This is a genomic window from Mucilaginibacter sp. HD30 (assembly GCF_054061755.1).
Map to the genome: position 1 here is coordinate 4,330,481 of NZ_JBSSEO010000001.1, position 16,671 is coordinate 4,347,151.

Below are 16,671 nucleotides of genomic sequence, written 5' to 3' on the forward strand. Positions count from 1 at the left end.
TCTTAAAACGGGTATTTAACCATCAAACCGGCTCCTTTATAATCCTGTTGCCTTTACAGGCATTTATTAATATTAAACGTTAGGAGGAACTATGTTAGCAATGAATTACCGCGGCCCGTTCAGGGTACGCATTGACAATAAGCCTTATCCGGAGATCCTGCATCCCGAGGATGCCATAATAAGGGTTACCCGATCGTGCATCTGTGGGTCAGACCTGCACTTATACCATGGCCTGGTGCCCGACACCCGTGTGGGCAGCACCTTTGGGCACGAGTTTGTTGGCGTTGTTGAGGAGGTGGGGGCTGCCGTGGAGAAAATTAAACCGGGAGATAATGTATTAGTACCGTTTAACATTGCCTGCGGCAAATGCGCGTTTTGTAAGCAAGGCCTTTACGGTAACTGCCACGAATCAAACCCCGAAGCTACTGCTGTTGGCGGGATATTTGGCTACTCGCACACCGCAGGTGGTTTTGACGGTGGGCAAGCCGAGTACGTGCGCGTGCCGTTTGCTAACGTAGGCCCAACGGTGATACCTGAAGGAATGGACCCCGATGATGCTGTACTGCTTACCGACGTTTTACCTACCGGTTACCAGGCTGCCGAAATGGGCGGCATTAAACCCGGTGACACAGTAGTAGTATTTGGTGCGGGCCCGGTTGGCATAATGGCCGCAAAATGCGCCTGGCTATTTGGGGCGGGCAGGGTAATTGTGCTTGACCATATTGAATACCGGCTGGATTTTGTGCGTCAGTATGCGCAGTGCGAAGCCTATAATTTTAGATCTGTTGGTGATGTGGTACTGTTTTTAAAGAAGACCACCGACTGGCTGGGGGCCGACGTGTGTATTGATGCAGTGGGCGGCGATGCTGCCGGTAACGCCATGCAAACTATAACAGGCCGAAAGCTGCTGCTGCAGGCCGGATCTGCAACCGCGCTGCATTGGGCCATTAACGGCGTTAAAAAAGGGGGTATAGTTTCTATAGTGGGTGTTTACGGCCCAACTGATAATTTGATCCCTATTGGTAATGTGGTCAATAAGGGCATAACCATACGCGCTAACCAGGCATCGGTAAAACGGCATTTACCAAGGCTAATTGAACATATACAGGCAGGGCGGATTGACCCGAAAGGAATTATTACGCACCGCGTACCCTTAGAAGAAGTAGCAGAGGCTTACCACATTTTTTCTGCCAAGCGCGACGAATGTATTAAAACTGTACTTATACCACCATCAGCAAGATAAAACATTATGGAAACACCAGAGCATTTAAAACATATAGCGGGTTGGGGCATTGATGCCGACCCCGATAATGAACCAACGTATCCAATGAAGATCTATACCGGCGATGACCACGCCCGGATTAACTGGGAGCGCCCGGAACTGCAACCGGAGAATGTAGAGATTTTAAAGTCGGTAGAGCGCCCATATAACACCGCTGTATTTGGCACCGGCCAGCCGCCCGCAAGGTTAAGTGGTAAAATACGCCGCTTTGCTTTTAAGTACAGCGAGTCGAGCTATGGCCACTGGCTGCCACTTATCCTGGCAGATAGGGTAGATATGATTGAAGGGATAATTGATGATTTTAAAAAAGGCAAGGCGCCCAATATATTCGCCGAGCGGGGCTGGAACGCCGAATGGAAATACAACCGGGAAGCGGTGATAAAAAACGTTGCTATAGGCGCTGTAGCCGCGTTGGTTGTTTTTAAAGTGATGCAGAAGAAAAGGTAATCAAATCAACTCATCAAAATCCCACCTTTAATGTAATAGCCATGAATAGACATGACCTCAAATTCACGAAACGTTCCTACCGAACGTAGTGATTTACAACTTTAATGCTACCAACCAAACATTCCTATGGGATGATTATAGCCTTTTCGGTCCATAGGAACGATTGGTTGGTTGGTAGGAACGTTTGGTGATTATGTCTATTTACGGGCTATTACTCTTTAGACGGGGCGATGGAATGTGAGATAGCGGGTGTGCGTTTGTTCTCAAAAAACCGCACCTATATCCTTCTTTACCCCGCCTGCTCAACACCTATTTGCTCTGTTATTGCAGCACCCACCTTATCTAAAAGCTCCTGCTCAATAACTTTATCATTAGTTGATTGCCACTTGCCATCTTTTTGATAAACAATAACCTTTAAGTTGCCTGTATTGATCTGATAAACAACCTTCTCAAGGTAAACAGCTGTGCTAACGCTGAGTGTTAGCTGCTGCCCTTTATATGTAACCGTAATTTGAAACCTCATTGTATTTTTATTATTGTTCGAAATTACCGGCTTGTATTTTATCAAAATACACGTATTAATACGATAATGGCCCCGGATAAATACCGTATTTACCAAAACATGAAGCACCGCCGTTTGGCTATCACTATCTTGGCGGTATTCTTGCAGCTACCCCCTATAGTAAACACTGCAAACAGATACCTATAATGATCAATATTATTTTAGCGGAGGATCATCAACTCGTTCGTTCAGGGTTGCACCAAATTTTGGCACGCGAGCCTGAATTTAACATCACAGGTGAAGCCAGCGACGGGCAGCAGATTATAGACCTTTTAGAAACCGGCGTTAACGCAGACGTGTTGGTAACTGATATCAGCATGCCTAAGATAAACGGACTTGAACTGGCCGCGATAGTGCGGTCGCGTTTTCCTTCTGTCCAAATTTTGCTGCTTACCATTCAGGATGAAGAGAAATACATTCGCCGGGCTTTTCAGGAGGGCGTAAAAAGTTATGTACTTAAAACTGCCGATGCTGACGAACTGATATTTGCTATTAAGCAAGTAGCCCGCAATCGTTCTTATTTATGTTCCAATGTGGCAGATAATCTTATTAAACGATTTACACCCGGGGGACAGGCTGCAACATCAGAACAAGTTCAGACTGTTGACTTCTCAAAGCGGGAGATGGAGGTGCTGCAACTTATTGCTGATGGGTATACCAACGAGGAAGCAGCCGACAAGCTGTTTACCAGCCGGCGCACGGTAGAAGGGCATAGGCAATCTATGATCAACAAAACCGGCACCCGCAACACACCGGCCCTTATTAGGTTTGCTATGCGCCGGGGCATTATAAATTAAGAGGGAAAAGGTATTTCTGCGTTTAAGAATACCGTAACAATCGCATATAGCTTGACGTAAATCAGGTATTTCCACTCAAAACCACAACCTATTAACGCTTGTTAATAATTTAACTCGTGTTTGTTGATTAGCGGGGAGGATTTTATGGACAATATATTAGTTATTACAAACCATGCGGATGATACGCATGTAACCAAATTTGCTTACCAATTTGCACTGCAAAACGGTAAAGACATTATTGAGGCTCAAATGAGCAAACAGCCGGGCGCACGGTCGCTTATCTTGCAGGCCGTTTCAAACCAGGATAGCAAATCGCGAAGCGCTCGTGTCGAACACGTTGACATGGATGAGGAAAATTTTGGCGATTTTAATGACCGGCATTTACCCAACATAAAAACTATGGACGCGTCGCGATGCACCGAGCGAAAATTGGCTGCTTACATACGCCGCGAAAATTGCTCCATGGTTATTGCCTCATTAAAAAATTGCCGGCTTAATTTACAGGTAGTTCTCAACCACATAAGCTGCCCAATGATGATCTTACCTGATGATTTTGAGGCACGGCAAATAAAACGCATAGTTTATTTAACCGATCTGCGTTATTGCCAGCAGCCTGTAGTTAGTCAGTTAGCTAAATTTAAAAAATCAAGTGTGCTATTGGCTCATATTTGCCAGCAGGGACTTCCAGACCTTATGCCCGATTATGGCAAACAACTTTTTGTCGACTCGTTTGGCCGCTATAGTAATATGTGCGAGTTGTTTTTTAGCCATATAAAAGAGACCAACTTTGAAAATGTAGTAGACACACTCACCAATACAATGGGCGCAGATCTGCTGGTTTGCAGTAACCGTATGTATCACTTTCAAAAGCTGTTGGGTGATTACGTCCCCAGGCAACTTCCCGATCATATTGCTGTGCCGCTGCTTATTTTTCCCTGTTGAGGCGGCATGAGCAGGAGCTGTTTATATCTGATAATAATTGCCTTTTGTTTTACGGCATGCAGGCGGCAACAACCGCATGTGACTGATAACAGTACGCCTGCATGGTATAAGCAACAGGTAATTTATAACCTCGATGTTAAAACCTTTAAAGATAGTGATGGTAACGGCATAGGCGATTTCAGGGGGCTAAGCTCAAAGTTAGGCTATCTTGATTCCCTTGGCGTTACAACGCTTTGGCTGGCTCCGTTTCAACCCTCGCCTTTGCAGGATGACGGTTATGATGTAACAGACTATACGGGTGTAGACCCGCGGTTAGGCACCACTGCAGACTTTCGTCAATTTATGCAGGCGGCTAAGCAACATCACATAAAGGTGATAATGGATGTGGTGCTTAACCATTCGTCCATTCAGCATCCCTGGTTTCGAGCAAGGCCAGACTGGTATGTATGGTCGGTTAAGCGGCCCACTGATTGGGACAAAGGTATGGGCTTTCCGAAGGTGGAAAAGGAAACGTGGCGGCTTGACAGCACTACGGGAAAATATTTTTTCCATCGTTTTTACAATTTCCAGCCGGATCTTAATTTTCAAAACAAACAAGTATTGGCAGAGGCGGAACACATTCTAACTTACTGGCTTAAACAGGGCATGGATGGCTTTAGGTTGGATGCCGTACCATTTATTATTGATGATCCGCGCCCATCGGCAGCAGATCCACGACATCATTTTGGAATATTACATGCGTTGGCGCAAGCGGTGAGAAAAGCCAAGCCTGATGCCGTTTTGCTGGGCGAAGCCAATGTTAAGCCTGAAGAGACAAAAGACTATTTCTCAAAGCAAGGCGAAGGATTAGATATGATGCTGAATTTTGAGGTTAATGAATACTTGTTTTATGCGCTGGCCAGCGGCAACGCCCAACCGCTGCAAAAGGCGCTGCATGCTACAGCAGAAAAACCGCCAAAGGCGCAGTGGGTATATTTTTTGCGCAACCATGATGAGGTTGACCTGGGCAAGTTGAGTAAGAAGGAGATAAAAGAAGTTTATGAAAAAATGGGGCCGGATACGACAATGCAATTGTATGATCGCGGCATCCGCAGGCGGCTGGCACCCATGCTAAATAACAATTCGCATTTGTTGAAACACGCTTATGCGTTGATGTTGGCCCTGCCCGGTACAGCTGTATTGCGGTATGGTGAAGAGATAGGCATGGGCGATGATTTAGCATTGAAAGAACGCTTATCTGTGCGTACGCCAATGCAATGGAACATCAATTTTAATGCAGGTTTTAGCACCGCACCCACACTTTTTCGCCCGGTTATAGCCACCGGTACTTACGGCTACCCGTCAGTAAATGTGCAAAAACAGCAAAGTGATCCAAACTCGTTGCTTACTTACACCCGTCGCCTTTTAACATTGCGCAAAGCCCATCCAGAAATTGCACAAGGGCGTTGGGACGTTCCGGATGCAGGTAATAAGCACTGTTTTATTATCAGATATCACTCTGATAAAGGTGCATTACTCGCAGTGTTTAACTTTTCTGATAAACAGCAAACTATAACGCTCCCCATAGATACATCAACTATAAAAGATTTAATCAGCGGGCGTGCACTAACTCCTGCCAAGGGTGATGTAACGCTACCCGCTAACGCTGGCTATTGGTTAACGGTTAGCCCCAACTGATGGCTATTGTTTGATTACCATGGATGGCATACTCCAACCCATCCTTAGTTGGCTTTGCCGCATCAATCTGCTCTTGATCTTCTTTGTTGCCAGCTTTAATTTTAAATGAGGGAAGGCGCTTTTGTTCTTTGCTTACTATACACATGCGGCACGTTAGCGCACTATCGCCTAAAACATCAAAGCGTATAGTTTTGCCCTTTGTGGTTTGGTTCAGCACCGGATAATCTATAAACACCATAAAATCCTCATTAGGTATGCGCGTGTATTGTCGTGGTACAATACCAAATGCAAGCCCCGCGCCGTACACTTCCTGCCCAACGCTGCCTGATTGTTCCCACCCGTCATGAATATCTTCCAAAGCAATCCATAACTTTGGGTCCAACTCGCCGGTTTTTACTTCTTTAACCAACATATCTTCAGGTAGTTTAGGCGGGTAATAAAAGGTCATGCGGTGTATTCCGTGGCGCACAAACTCGGCAAGCAGCAGTCTAACTGCCGGTAAAAGTTCAACACCGGTTGCATAATTTAAAAATTCATGCACACCTGCAAATACTTCCTGCTCCTCGTACACCGCTGTATAAGGCGCATCATTAAGCGGAAACACCTGAAAAAAGCTTGGGAAATTTTTTCCAAAGCCGTAATGACACTCCCATAGCGCTACATTCTTAAACACGTTGGCTAAAAATAAGTAAGCAAGGTCGCGGTACAATTCCTTTTTCGTTTCTTTATAAAGGAAGACCATTGCCTTTGCAGAGAACATGGTATTATTGGCCTGATAAAATACGTTGAAGCCATGTTGCGGCATAGACTGTGCGGCCTTTTCTGCTTCCGCGAAGTATTTTTTGTCTTTGGTTAGCTCCCATACCTGCAGCATTACGTGCGCATACAAACCAGCTACGTCTTTTTCGCCGCCTTCACTTTCCTTGGTTTCGGCCTTTACAACTTCCAGGGTGTCCATCTTATAAAACACGGGCCAGCAGTAATTAAAGTGCCGTGCAACCTTTATGGCATAATCTACAGATTTAAGCAGCAGGTCCTTAGCTAACTTATCGCCATAGCTCGCCATTCGGGCAAGGTTAAGTAAAGGATGGTGCAGGTACCAGGCATCCATTACCAAAGGCGTTTTTTGCTCCTCAGACTCATCTAACATGCCTTCCTCGGCGGGTAACCACCGCATCACGGTGCCCAGTTGTTCATTGTAGAATGCAGACAGACCGTCTATGATCTCTTTTTCCATTATGCAGGTCTCTCCGCTCCAGCGCATATAATCCTGTACCGGCAACAGTACCGAAAGTTGCACCATTATCTCGGGCGGTGTATTGTAATCACACAAATAGGCGTTTAAATACGGGTGCCCGCTCCGGTGCGACCAGCAACCTTTATTGGTTTGCAGATCGTGCAGCGCTTTCGGTAGTATTTCTGTATAATCATGGTATACCGTTTCAGGGCGGGGTAGGAGCAGGTAAAGATTCCCAAGCGCCTCTAAAAAGCCTTTAGCTACATCAAACTGGTCGGCGGGGCTTTGTTCGCTCAGTGCAACAAAGGCATCGCAAATGGTGTAGGTTTTGCCTTTTTGCAAAGGTTTTTCTAAAGCCGGCGGCAGGCTAAGGCCCATTTCGGGCCACTGCCCCCCTACAACGCCACCGGCTGAAGTTTGGGTATCAATGTTATAATCTGCTAACGCCGTCAGATTCTGCAGGTACAGGAATGACCCACCCGCCGGTTTCTTAAACGATGCATAAAGATGCCCGGAGCGGGTGCCTGTTTGCGATATATGGATCTCGCCCTCTGGGTCGCCTTTGCCGGAAACAATAATATCTCTTGGCCAGAACGGTACAAACAGCTCTGTAGCCGGTTTAAGCGATGTTGTATAACGAACGATAGGCTGATCTTGCCGCGGAAAGTTGATCTCAACTTTAAATTCGCCTACGGCTGATGTTAAACTTGCTGAGAATTGGCTATCAGAGTCTTGTGTTATCTTAAAATCCTGAAAGCCATCAGGAGAATACACGGTACGGAAAGCTATTTGTTTATTTTTCCCGAACCCGGCAATAAGCCATAATGAGTCGCCGAGCAGTTTCACTTCAAAATTAAAGCCGGCTACCGTGCGCTTATACGAAGGCTGCTCTTCTACATCCGACAATTGTTGAATGGCTGCAGTCGCCCATAATGATGTTGCTGTAGACATATTTGTTCTGTAAATCAATAAAACCGTAAGTTATTTGTTGGATTAACACATAGTTTGGCGGTATGGTTTTGTTTTGTCAAGAAACCGTATTCTTCGCAAAGTACCGTATTACTACGGTTGATCAACATGCTCACTTTAGCTATGTGCTATTTTAGGATCACGTAAACGCTATCCATCACATGGCCGGGAAGTTTTAGTCTTGCATCGCTTATAAACCTGCTGCGTTGTGCGGCAGTAACCGCTCCCCTTAATGTTATTCCAGCATCACTAACCTCGGCAACAACTTGCGGATATTTAGCCAGTACGCTGTCGGCATGAAGCTTCAGAGGTGTTAAGGCGTCTAAGCTTACAGGCGCAATGCTTACCTTATAGTTGACTGATTTTATTACATTAATATTCGATATTGTTTGCTTTACCATATCAAAAGCTTTTTGCGATGGGCAACTGCCCCTGAAGCTTACTTTGCCATTTTGCACTGTGTAATACAAACCTGCAAAGTTCAGGTCTTTACGTGCCTTACCTGCTATATCTGCCCGAATCTCTTCATCAGATGTCTGGCAGCCGGCCAAAGCAAATACTATCACAGCTATTATTATCTTTTTCATAACATCCTATTAAGCATTGTCACTGATCTCCTGAACTGCGGTCACCCACTTTTCTTTTGCACAATTAGGGCATCTTGCATAACCGTGTCCATTTTCTTTTTGTGGAAAGCCGCATTGTACACAGATCTGCCGTTCAGAATATTCCTTAAAACAATCGCGCAGCGAATCATCCCAAGGTGGCAATACAGATAACCCGGGCACAGGCTTCGGGTTGCGCACCAATGTAAATGTTCCGTTGGCTTCCATATAAAACCGGGACACACTGCCCAACTGTAACAAGCCCTGTGATCGAAGTTGAGCGAATACCCGCTCGTGTGATAACCGCGACTTATTTAACTCCTTTATATTAACCACTCCGTCACTCACGAGTGTGCTTACTTTGCCCTGCGAAAAATTTTCAAACCGCTCGCTTTTGCAGGCTTGCATGGCTATTATACGTTCGGTAGTGATCAACACAAACGCTATGACAACGGCCGGTAAAACACCTCTGTCCGGCGCCATCATAGGGATACCAACCGCTGCGGCCAGCGATACCAGTGCAGCCAACTCATTACGACCCAATTGTGATGACATGCGCTTCCCCATTGCACGCATAGACACCATCAAAATGAGGTAAACAATAAAAGCTCTGATAAATAACTCGATAAAAAAACTCAAGGGCACTTCTCCAATAAGAATGCGCATCCAGTCGTTTATATGAATATCCTGTGGTTGCATACTGTTTTTTTAATGGATGACCGCTTGTGTCCAGCTATTTTGGCCGCAATGAGGACACTCCTTTAATTGATGCCGATGTGGGTTTACATGTCCGCAATTTTTACAGGCCATATCATTTGCGTAACGTAACACGGTAAGTACTCTGTTGTCGCCGGGTGGCATTATCGGTAAACCAGGCACCTGATTGTGCATTTTAACGGTGCTAAATAATCCACAAGCCTCCAGGTAAACGCGCCTTACTTCGCCTAAACTAAATATGCCGCTGCTGCGTAATTGCGCAAATAGTTGCTGTGGCGAGATACGGCAGCGCCGCATCTCATCCAGATCTAACACACCATCTTTAACTAATGTGCTGATCTTACCCTGGGTAAGTTCTTCAATTCGGGCGCTCTTAATGCCTAACCAGCTAAGGCCGCGCTGGAAAGCCAGCGTGCAGAATAGCACAAACATACTTAGCGTAATGCCCCGGTCGGGCACCTGCATAGCAACAGATACTATAGCCCCCAGTGTAAGCATTACCACCATTTCCAGTATGGTTAACTGCCCGCTCATGCGCTTACCCAACCAACGAAGCACAAATAATAGAAAAATATAAATAATAAGCGTACGCACAAGAACCTCCAATAAGAATATTGGCTGTGCCTGACCGAACAATATACGCTGCCAATCAGCCAGATGAATCTCAAATTTCTTCATAGCGCCTTGTGCATGGGATACCAGTTTACATAGTTATTGCCACAAACACCGCGTGGGTTTCTTCCTTCTTCTGCGCAGTATCAAAAGCTTTATTAATATCATCCAGCGGAAAACTATGGGTGATGAGCTTTCTCGCGTTCATTTTTCCTTTCGAAACCAGGTCAAGGCTCATTTGCATTTCCGGATAAATGTCCCAGTAAGAATAACTGGCGCTCATTATCAGCTTTATCTCGGCCATTTGTATGTGGCTCCAATCCAGTTCAATGTTTTGCCCTTTTTCAAAGCCGCCCACAACTACAACTTTGCCGCCTATCCGGGCGCATGCCACCGCCTGTGGCAAAGTCATTGGCATAGCGGTACCACCTGCGCATTCAAAAACAATGTCGGCGCCGCGCCCGCCTGTAAAAGCTTTAACGCGCTCTGCTATATCCTCATTGTCCTTGTTTACAATCTCGTCCGCGCCAAGTTCTTTTGCCAGTTGTAATGCCGAATCCACTTTATCAATAATTAAAACATCTGCACCGCTTATTTTAGCCAGTTGCAGCTGGCCCAGGCCAATGCAGCCCGCCCCGATCACCACCACCTTATCATTTAGCTTAATGCCGCTTAACTGAATGGCGTGCATGCAAACAGAAAAGGTGTCAAGCAGGGTGGCTTCCTCAAAACTTACATGATCGGGCAGTTTATAAAATTTACGGCACGGCCCTGCTACGTATTCTGCAAAAGCCTGGGATATCGTTTTCATCCTCACCGGGTACAGATTTGGACAAATATTATATCGCTGAATATTGCACCATTCGCAGGTGTCATCACCTAAAAGAGTCTCTATCACTACGCGGTCGCCAGGCTTCACGTTTTTAACCGCCAGCCCCACTTCTACTACTTCGCCCGCCAACTCGTGCCCCATAATCTTACACTCCAATTCCGGCTCGTGTTTTTTCCAATGGCGAAGGTCGGTACCGCAAATGCCGGCTACCTTAACACGCGCCAACACCCAGTCATCTTTTGCTATTTCGGGCATACCCACCCGTTCTACTTCAAACTCGCCCTCGCCGGTTTTAAGAGCCGCCTTCATTTGCTGCGGATGCTTATCTTTCTCGTCCATATTACAATATTATATCATCTGTAAATGTGGCCTGATCTTTAACTCAACAACATCACAACGGGCAGGCTGACTGGCTACATACATTACAGCAGCAGCAATGTCCTCTGCCTGCAGCATCTCCATCTTTTCTACACTGTCTGCTTTCTCATCCGTGCTTGCCGGCTGCATGTCGGTATCCACCGCGCCTGGTTCAATTAAGGAAACCTTAATGCCCTGTTCGTTCAACTCTTTGCGTAGGCTTTCAGAAAATCCCTGAATGCCCGATTTGGTTGCCACATATACGGTGCTTCCTTTTTCGCGGGTGTTAGCACTCATTGATCCTATATTAATAATGTGCCCGCTTCCCGCGCCCTTCATTCGTTCGGCAGCCAAACTTGCACAGGCTATATATGCAGTAAGATTTGTTTGTACCACTTTATTCCACTCACTGTAACTACCTTCTGTTACGCCTCCGGCTGATAATGCCGCATTATTGATAAACAGATCCAAACTGCCCAATTCGCGATCGGCCTCATTAAATAACTGCCTTATTCCGTCTTCGTTGGATAAATCGGCCAACACGCCTTTAAGCCTGTCAGCATAATCAGCTTCTGCGCCGCTCAGGGTTTCGTCTAAATGTTGTTGGTCTTGCCCCACTAATACTACATTTGCACCGCCGGCTGCCATCTTATAGGCTATTGCACGGCCTATTCCTGTTGTTCCGCCCGTAACTATAACTGAGCGCCCGTTAAAATCCATTTGATCCATATTATTGTTGCTTTGATTAATAATGTTGCCCAACCTTATGCGGTCGGTCACTATTTCAACAATAAGTTTGGTTGCTCGTTTCCGTTACTTTCAAAACAGGTAATAGCCGCTAAAAATTGAGTATTTCAACCCTGCACATCAGGTAGTTAATCGCCAAACTTCGTTTCGGGCAAGGCGTTGTTTTCTGTAAATACAATTTTCTTAACCATTAAATTCAAAATTATGGCAACTCAAAAAGAAAACCGGAAAGACGAAAACCAACAAAGCAACAACCGCTCCAACCAGCAGGAAAATCAGTCGGGTAGCCGCAGAGGGCGCAGCAGCAACCAGGAGAGCCAGCAACAATCAGATAATAGCTCAAACCGGGGTTTTGCCGCTATGGATGATGACCAACAACGGGAGATAGCCAGTAAGGGTGGCAAAGCCGTTAGCCGCGACCGTGAACACATGGCAGAAATAGGCCGAAAAGGCGGTAAAAACTAATTCTAATTACCTGGGGCGGGTGCTTCAATACCCGCCCTTTAAAACATTTAACTTATGTTTCACCACGTTAAAGAACTACAATTTAATGCGCGGGTGTCAAAACCCGACCCACGCTTTGCCCGATTGCTGCTGGAGCAATTTGGGGGCAGCAATGGCGAGTTAAAAGCCGCCATGCAGTATTTTACACAAGCTTTTGCCTGCAAGCAAGCCTATCCGGATAAGTATGACCTGTTAATGGACATAGGCATTGAGGAATTTAGTCACCTGGAAATTGTTGGCGCTACCATACAGATGCTGCTTAGCGGTGTTAGCGGAGAGCTTAAAGCATCGGCAGACGAATCGGAAATTATGCAGGCCATGAACGGGAAAGCTGCAAAAGAAAGCTTTATGCACGAGGCGATGTTAAACCCGCAGTTTGGCGTGTTAAGCGGTGGCAGCCCAACGCTGACGGACAGTAACGGCAACCCGTGGACAGCGGCTTATGTTAACGCAAACGGCGATCTGACTGTTGATATGCGATCAAATATAGCGGCAGAAGCCCGGGCCAAGATAGTTTACGAATACCTGATGTCTTTTACCGATGACCCATATGTAAAAGAAACCCTGCGCTTTTTGATGACACGCGAGGTAGCGCATTATCAGCAATTTGAAGCTGCGCTGAACAGCATCCAACCAAACTTTCCGCCGGGTGTTTTACAAAGCGACCCCCGCTATAGCAATGCCTATTTCAACATGTCAAATGGAGCCGAGATACGTGGACCGTGGAATGATGGAGTAAGCACACAATTAGGCGAAGAATGGAAGTATTTTGATAAACCGGTTGAAACTGTGAATGAAACTAATGGCCTGCTTGAGTTAGAACCCGAGGGAACCGACCGAACCGAAGAACAGGTGCAGGAAATGGATAAATCTTTGGCAAAAGAGCGCAGTAAAGAACTTAAGCAGGCCACACCAACCACAGAGATACAATGGTCTACTTACGGTAAATAACGTTATTCAACCTTTCTAAATAAATGGCCGTCTCCAATTGAGGCGGCCTATAAAATGTAAACTTATGGAATCTTCAAATCCTAAAAAAGATTACCCCCAACCGCCACAACCGGAGCAACAACAGGAAGTGCCTGGTACAATAGAAGAAATGATTCCGGAGGCGGATCATGGCGAGCAGAGTTACACGGGGTCGGGAAAACTAACCGGCAAAAAAGCAATTATTACAGGCGGCGATTCGGGCATTGGCCGCGCGGTAGCCATTGCTTTCGCGCGCGAAGGGGCCGATGTATTGATATCATATCTTGATGAAGATGAGGACGCGCAGGACACTGCCCGTTATATTATAGCAGCCGGCCGCAGGGCGGTTTTGGTTGGTGGCGATATAAGTGAAGAAGGGCATTGCAAACAAATAATTGAAAAAGCCGTAACGGAGTTTGGCGGTATAGATATTTTGGTTAACAATGCCGCATTCCAAATGTCGCATGAAAGCTTACAGGAGATAACAGCAGAAGAATGGGATAAAACTTTTAAAACAAATATTTATGCGATGTTTTATTTGTGCAAGGCTGCAGAGCCGCATCTAAAAGCGGGCAGCTCCATCATCAATACAACATCGGTTAATGCCTATAATCCTAAACCAACACTGGTGCCGTACGCAGCAACCAAAGGTGCCATCCAAAACTTCACAGCCAGCATGGCGCAGTTATGGGGCGAAAAAGGGATCCGCGTTAATTGCGTGGCACCCGGCCCGGTTTGGACACCGCTTATACCATCCACCATGCCCGAAGACCAGGTTAAGGAATTTGGAAAATCAACTCCATTGGGACGGGCCGCGCAGCCGGCTGAACTGGCGCCGGCATATGTTTTGCTTGCTTCAGATCAATCCAGCTATATGTCCGGCGCAACCATCCAGGTAACCGGGGGCACGCCAACAATTTAAATTGCATTAGTATGAAAAAGCAAAAAGATACGAACGATAAAAATGAGTTGACACAAAACGATTTGAAAAATGATGTGAAAACTTTTGAGGCTCAGCCACCAATGCACCCAGCCTTAGAGACAGCTGATGGTAAAAATAACGGCGCTAAGCCGGCTGCCTATAAAAACCAGCGGAGTAACCATCCTTAATGTAACAAGGTAACAAGGCGGCTAATGGCCGCCTTGTTTATCCGGCATCGCTGTTATCCTCCAACTCTTCGTCAGAAAACGCTTTTTTTTCGCCGGTTTGTAACTTAACCGTGATCTCTTCGCCGATAATTTCATCTATCGTGCCCAACCCCTCGGGAGTGAGCACTTGTTGTCCTTTTTGAAATACAGTTCTCATGTGCTGATTATTTGGTGCGTTTTTCGTTCTTTCCTTTTGCCTGACGAATAACGAGCCATAGCGCAATAATGGCAAAAAGGCCAATAAGTATAAAAGCAATTGGTATAAGCATAATCGTTTGTTTTATGGTTTACAAAGAATGTACAGGTATAACAAGCGTGGGATGGCTGCGTTTTAAAAAATTAAATATCAGGTATTTAACACGCGCGCTAAGTTATTTATATTGGACAGGCATGGAATTAATTTCACCAGATAGTCTTCCGTATACCAGTAATGGGTATTTAATGCAGAATACTCTTTCAAAACGCCAATTTTCCGATATTTCGTTGCGCGATTTACGCATCGCAGGTGGTTTTGCTTTGAAATAACAAGCTTATTTACAGATTCGTAAAAAAGTAGAACAAGTTCCCTTTTGGTTTCCCCCCTAACTTCGCTCTGTGCCTCCGCGAGGATCAGGGAATGGCGGAAGTTCCCAATCATTTCCTTTTTTATAAGCTAAATGGCTGATTGAATATTGTCGATGATAACCGTTTGGTTTGAGCAAACTGTTGAACTACTGGGCTCAACCAAGCAATCGTCGTTTTTTATAGCGTTAATACCGTTTTTGAGGCAAAAAAAAAGGACAAATCTGCTAAAAACGCTGATTTGTCCAGTATGGTAGCCCACAGTGGGCTACTTCGAACTTTTTCTTAGAAGATTTACGTAAAATGGCCTTTTGAAACATAATGTTTGCAACGATTCCATAACGGTTAAGTACTTTGATTTGCAAAAATGTAAATTAATAAACTATCTTAACACACATTAAATGATCAAGTGCGCCCGTATTACATGTTATTAGCCGCGAATGCTTAAACTCCGTGTCAATCAATGGCTTAACGGTATGCGGAAATATTTTTTTACATATCGTGATGGTTATTTCGATCTCCCTTATCTCTCCAATAGTCCTGAGATCATGATCGAGTCACTTAAACACATGCCTTTTACAAAGTTTTTGGCCGCCGAAAATGAAATTCATACCAATAATATCTTCTCAGAGGGTGTTATGCGGTACCGCGAATTAGAAGAAGGTCTATGGATAATGATCACCGAGATAGAGTTTCGAAAAAATGTGTCTATGCATGCCTTGTATGATCAGGAACCATGCGATTACTACTTTCTCGCACACTTTACTTATAGTTCGGTAGCCAACCGGATCCGTTTTAATGACCTGACCATCCCAACGCATGGTTGGGGTTTTTATAAACCTGGTACTGAAGTGAAATCATTTTTTAGTAAAGACGATAAAGGTACCTTTACCAATTTTGTTTTTAATGAGAAATGGTTCGAGCGTAACCTGCCGATGGCCACTTTGGCAAAAGAGGATAACTTCAAGCACTTTTTTGAATCGGGTAATTCTTATAAGACCTGGGACAACCTCGTGCCCGGGTCTGATTTACTTATAAAAAATATATTAGACTTATTAAAAGATGGCAGGCAGGACCAGCAGGGCATTATATTGGTAAAAATGCTTTGTCTACAAATTATTTCCCAGTTCTTCGCCAGCATATCAACACAAAACCTGGCACCAAAAATCAAGGTTAGTAAAGACGATAGCCGCATGGTTGCCCGCACCGAAAAAATTCTGATAGATCGCCTTACAAGTGGGTTCCCAGGTATAAATAGTTTGGCGGAAACGTTACATACCTCTGCCGCTAAATTGCAAAATTTATTTAAAGCGGTTAATGACAATTCTATATTTCAGTACTATCAGGAGAAGCAAATGGTGCTGGCTTTACAAATGTTAAGATCAAAACCTGTAAGTGTAAAAGAAATAGCCTTAACCTTTGGCTACCAGAGCCCGGGGAAGTTTTCGGCAGCATTTAAAAAATATCACGGTTTTTCACCTTCCACCATTAAATAGTTTCTGTGGTATGTATAACTCGGTCGGTACAGGCTATAGTTATATACGTCCATTTTATTAAAGCCAAGTATTATACAGTTAGCTGACTCATTTACAATTCATGAATTTTTTTTCGGGAAGTATATTAATTTTTTCGGGCGTGTCCGTTAAAAAGTTGAGGCTTATTTTTACCAGATTGTCAAACGGTAATAGGTAGTAATTATTGTTTA

Annotated in this window: 19 protein-coding genes; 11 read left to right on the forward strand and 8 right to left on the reverse strand. The window is 45.0% G+C overall.

Annotated features, from left to right (window positions below):
- Positions 1 to 91: 91 nt before the first annotated feature.
- Together ACVW2L_RS20295 and ACVW2L_RS20300 are read left to right on the forward strand one after the other, a co-directional pair.
- Positions 92 to 1,243: a zinc-dependent alcohol dehydrogenase gene (locus tag ACVW2L_RS20295; protein WP_457129779.1), complete on the forward strand. Its 1,152-nt coding sequence runs from the start codon at positions 92 to 94 to the stop codon at positions 1,241 to 1,243.
- A gap of 6 nt (positions 1,244 to 1,249) precedes the next feature.
- Positions 1,250 to 1,729 carry a hypothetical protein gene (locus ACVW2L_RS20300; protein WP_457129780.1) on the forward strand — a complete coding sequence of 160 codons (480 nt, stop codon included), beginning with the start codon at positions 1,250 to 1,252 and terminating at the stop codon, positions 1,727 to 1,729.
- Between the two features lie 289 nt (positions 1,730 to 2,018).
- On the opposite strand, the gene ACVW2L_RS20305 is transcribed toward ACVW2L_RS20300, so the two are convergent.
- On the reverse strand, positions 2,019 to 2,252 hold the full coding sequence (locus ACVW2L_RS20305) for a hypothetical protein (protein ID WP_457129781.1): 234 nt from the start codon (positions 2,250 to 2,252) through the stop codon (positions 2,019 to 2,021).
- A 185-nt stretch (positions 2,253 to 2,437) separates the two neighbouring features.
- Between ACVW2L_RS20305 and ACVW2L_RS20310 the strand changes: the two genes are divergently transcribed.
- The 3 genes from ACVW2L_RS20310 (at position 2,438) to ACVW2L_RS20320 (ending at position 5,707) form a co-directional block, all read left to right on the forward strand.
- On the forward strand, positions 2,438 to 3,088 hold the full coding sequence (locus ACVW2L_RS20310; RefSeq protein ID WP_457129782.1) for a response regulator: 651 nt from the start codon (positions 2,438 to 2,440) through the stop codon (positions 3,086 to 3,088).
- A gap of 144 nt (positions 3,089 to 3,232) precedes the next feature.
- On the forward strand, positions 3,233 to 4,030 hold the full coding sequence (locus ACVW2L_RS20315) for a hypothetical protein (protein ID WP_457129783.1): 798 nt from the start codon (positions 3,233 to 3,235) through the stop codon (positions 4,028 to 4,030).
- Between the two features lie 78 nt (positions 4,031 to 4,108).
- Positions 4,109 to 5,707, forward strand: coding sequence for an alpha-amylase family glycosyl hydrolase (locus ACVW2L_RS20320; RefSeq protein ID WP_457129784.1), 1,599 nt, complete (start codon positions 4,109 to 4,111; stop codon positions 5,705 to 5,707).
- Here the strand turns inward: ACVW2L_RS20320 and ACVW2L_RS20325 are convergent.
- The 6 genes from ACVW2L_RS20325 to ACVW2L_RS20350 form a co-directional block, all read right to left on the reverse strand.
- Positions 5,694 to 7,895 (reverse strand): hypothetical protein, encoded by a 2,202-nt coding sequence (locus ACVW2L_RS20325; protein WP_457129785.1) that lies wholly within the window; start codon positions 7,893 to 7,895, stop codon positions 5,694 to 5,696. The genes ACVW2L_RS20320 and ACVW2L_RS20325 overlap by 14 nt on opposite strands.
- A 146-nt stretch (positions 7,896 to 8,041) precedes the next feature.
- On the reverse strand, positions 8,042 to 8,500 hold the full coding sequence (locus ACVW2L_RS20330; protein ID WP_457129786.1) for a BON domain-containing protein: 459 nt from the start codon (positions 8,498 to 8,500) through the stop codon (positions 8,042 to 8,044).
- A 9-nt stretch (positions 8,501 to 8,509) separates the two neighbouring features.
- Positions 8,510 to 9,217 (reverse strand): DUF421 domain-containing protein, encoded by a 708-nt coding sequence (locus ACVW2L_RS20335; RefSeq protein ID WP_457129787.1) that lies wholly within the window; start codon positions 9,215 to 9,217, stop codon positions 8,510 to 8,512.
- Positions 9,218 to 9,226: 9 nt separating this feature from the next.
- Positions 9,227 to 9,913, reverse strand: coding sequence for a DUF421 domain-containing protein (locus ACVW2L_RS20340; RefSeq protein ID WP_457129788.1), 687 nt, complete (start codon positions 9,911 to 9,913; stop codon positions 9,227 to 9,229).
- A gap of 25 nt (positions 9,914 to 9,938) precedes the next feature.
- Positions 9,939 to 11,018, reverse strand: a complete 1,080-nt coding sequence (locus ACVW2L_RS20345) for a zinc-dependent alcohol dehydrogenase (protein WP_457129789.1) — start codon at positions 11,016 to 11,018, stop codon at positions 9,939 to 9,941.
- A 9-nt stretch (positions 11,019 to 11,027) separates the two neighbouring features.
- Positions 11,028 to 11,765, reverse strand: coding sequence for an SDR family oxidoreductase (locus tag ACVW2L_RS20350; protein ID WP_457129790.1), 738 nt, complete (start codon positions 11,763 to 11,765; stop codon positions 11,028 to 11,030).
- A gap of 222 nt (positions 11,766 to 11,987) precedes the next feature.
- Between ACVW2L_RS20350 and ACVW2L_RS20355 the strand changes: the two genes are divergently transcribed.
- From ACVW2L_RS20355 to ACVW2L_RS20370, 4 genes are all read left to right on the forward strand, one after another.
- Positions 11,988 to 12,248, forward strand: coding sequence for a KGG domain-containing protein (locus ACVW2L_RS20355; RefSeq protein WP_457129791.1), 261 nt, complete (start codon positions 11,988 to 11,990; stop codon positions 12,246 to 12,248).
- Positions 12,249 to 12,302: 54 nt separating this feature from the next.
- Positions 12,303 to 13,238 carry a manganese catalase family protein gene (locus tag ACVW2L_RS20360; RefSeq protein ID WP_457129792.1) on the forward strand — a complete coding sequence of 312 codons (936 nt, stop codon included), beginning with the start codon at positions 12,303 to 12,305 and terminating at the stop codon, positions 13,236 to 13,238.
- A 64-nt stretch (positions 13,239 to 13,302) separates the two neighbouring features.
- Positions 13,303 to 14,178, forward strand: a complete 876-nt coding sequence (locus ACVW2L_RS20365; RefSeq protein ID WP_457129793.1) for an SDR family oxidoreductase — start codon at positions 13,303 to 13,305, stop codon at positions 14,176 to 14,178.
- An 11-nt stretch (positions 14,179 to 14,189) separates the two neighbouring features.
- Positions 14,190 to 14,366, forward strand: coding sequence for a hypothetical protein (locus tag ACVW2L_RS20370; protein WP_457129794.1), 177 nt, complete (start codon positions 14,190 to 14,192; stop codon positions 14,364 to 14,366).
- Between the two features lie 37 nt (positions 14,367 to 14,403).
- On the opposite strand, the gene ACVW2L_RS20375 is transcribed toward ACVW2L_RS20370, so the two are convergent.
- Positions 14,404 to 14,562 carry a hypothetical protein gene (locus ACVW2L_RS20375; RefSeq protein WP_457129795.1) on the reverse strand — a complete coding sequence of 53 codons (159 nt, stop codon included), beginning with the start codon at positions 14,560 to 14,562 and terminating at the stop codon, positions 14,404 to 14,406.
- A gap of 125 nt (positions 14,563 to 14,687) precedes the next feature.
- Between ACVW2L_RS20375 and ACVW2L_RS20380 the strand changes: the two genes are divergently transcribed.
- Both ACVW2L_RS20380 and ACVW2L_RS20385 read left to right on the forward strand, forming a co-directional pair.
- On the forward strand, positions 14,688 to 14,930 hold the full coding sequence (locus tag ACVW2L_RS20380) for a hypothetical protein (RefSeq protein WP_457129796.1): 243 nt from the start codon (positions 14,688 to 14,690) through the stop codon (positions 14,928 to 14,930).
- Positions 14,931 to 15,406: 476 nt separating this feature from the next.
- Positions 15,407 to 16,462, forward strand: a complete 1,056-nt coding sequence (locus ACVW2L_RS20385) for a helix-turn-helix transcriptional regulator (protein WP_457129797.1) — start codon at positions 15,407 to 15,409, stop codon at positions 16,460 to 16,462.
- Positions 16,463 to 16,671 lie beyond the last annotated feature (209 nt).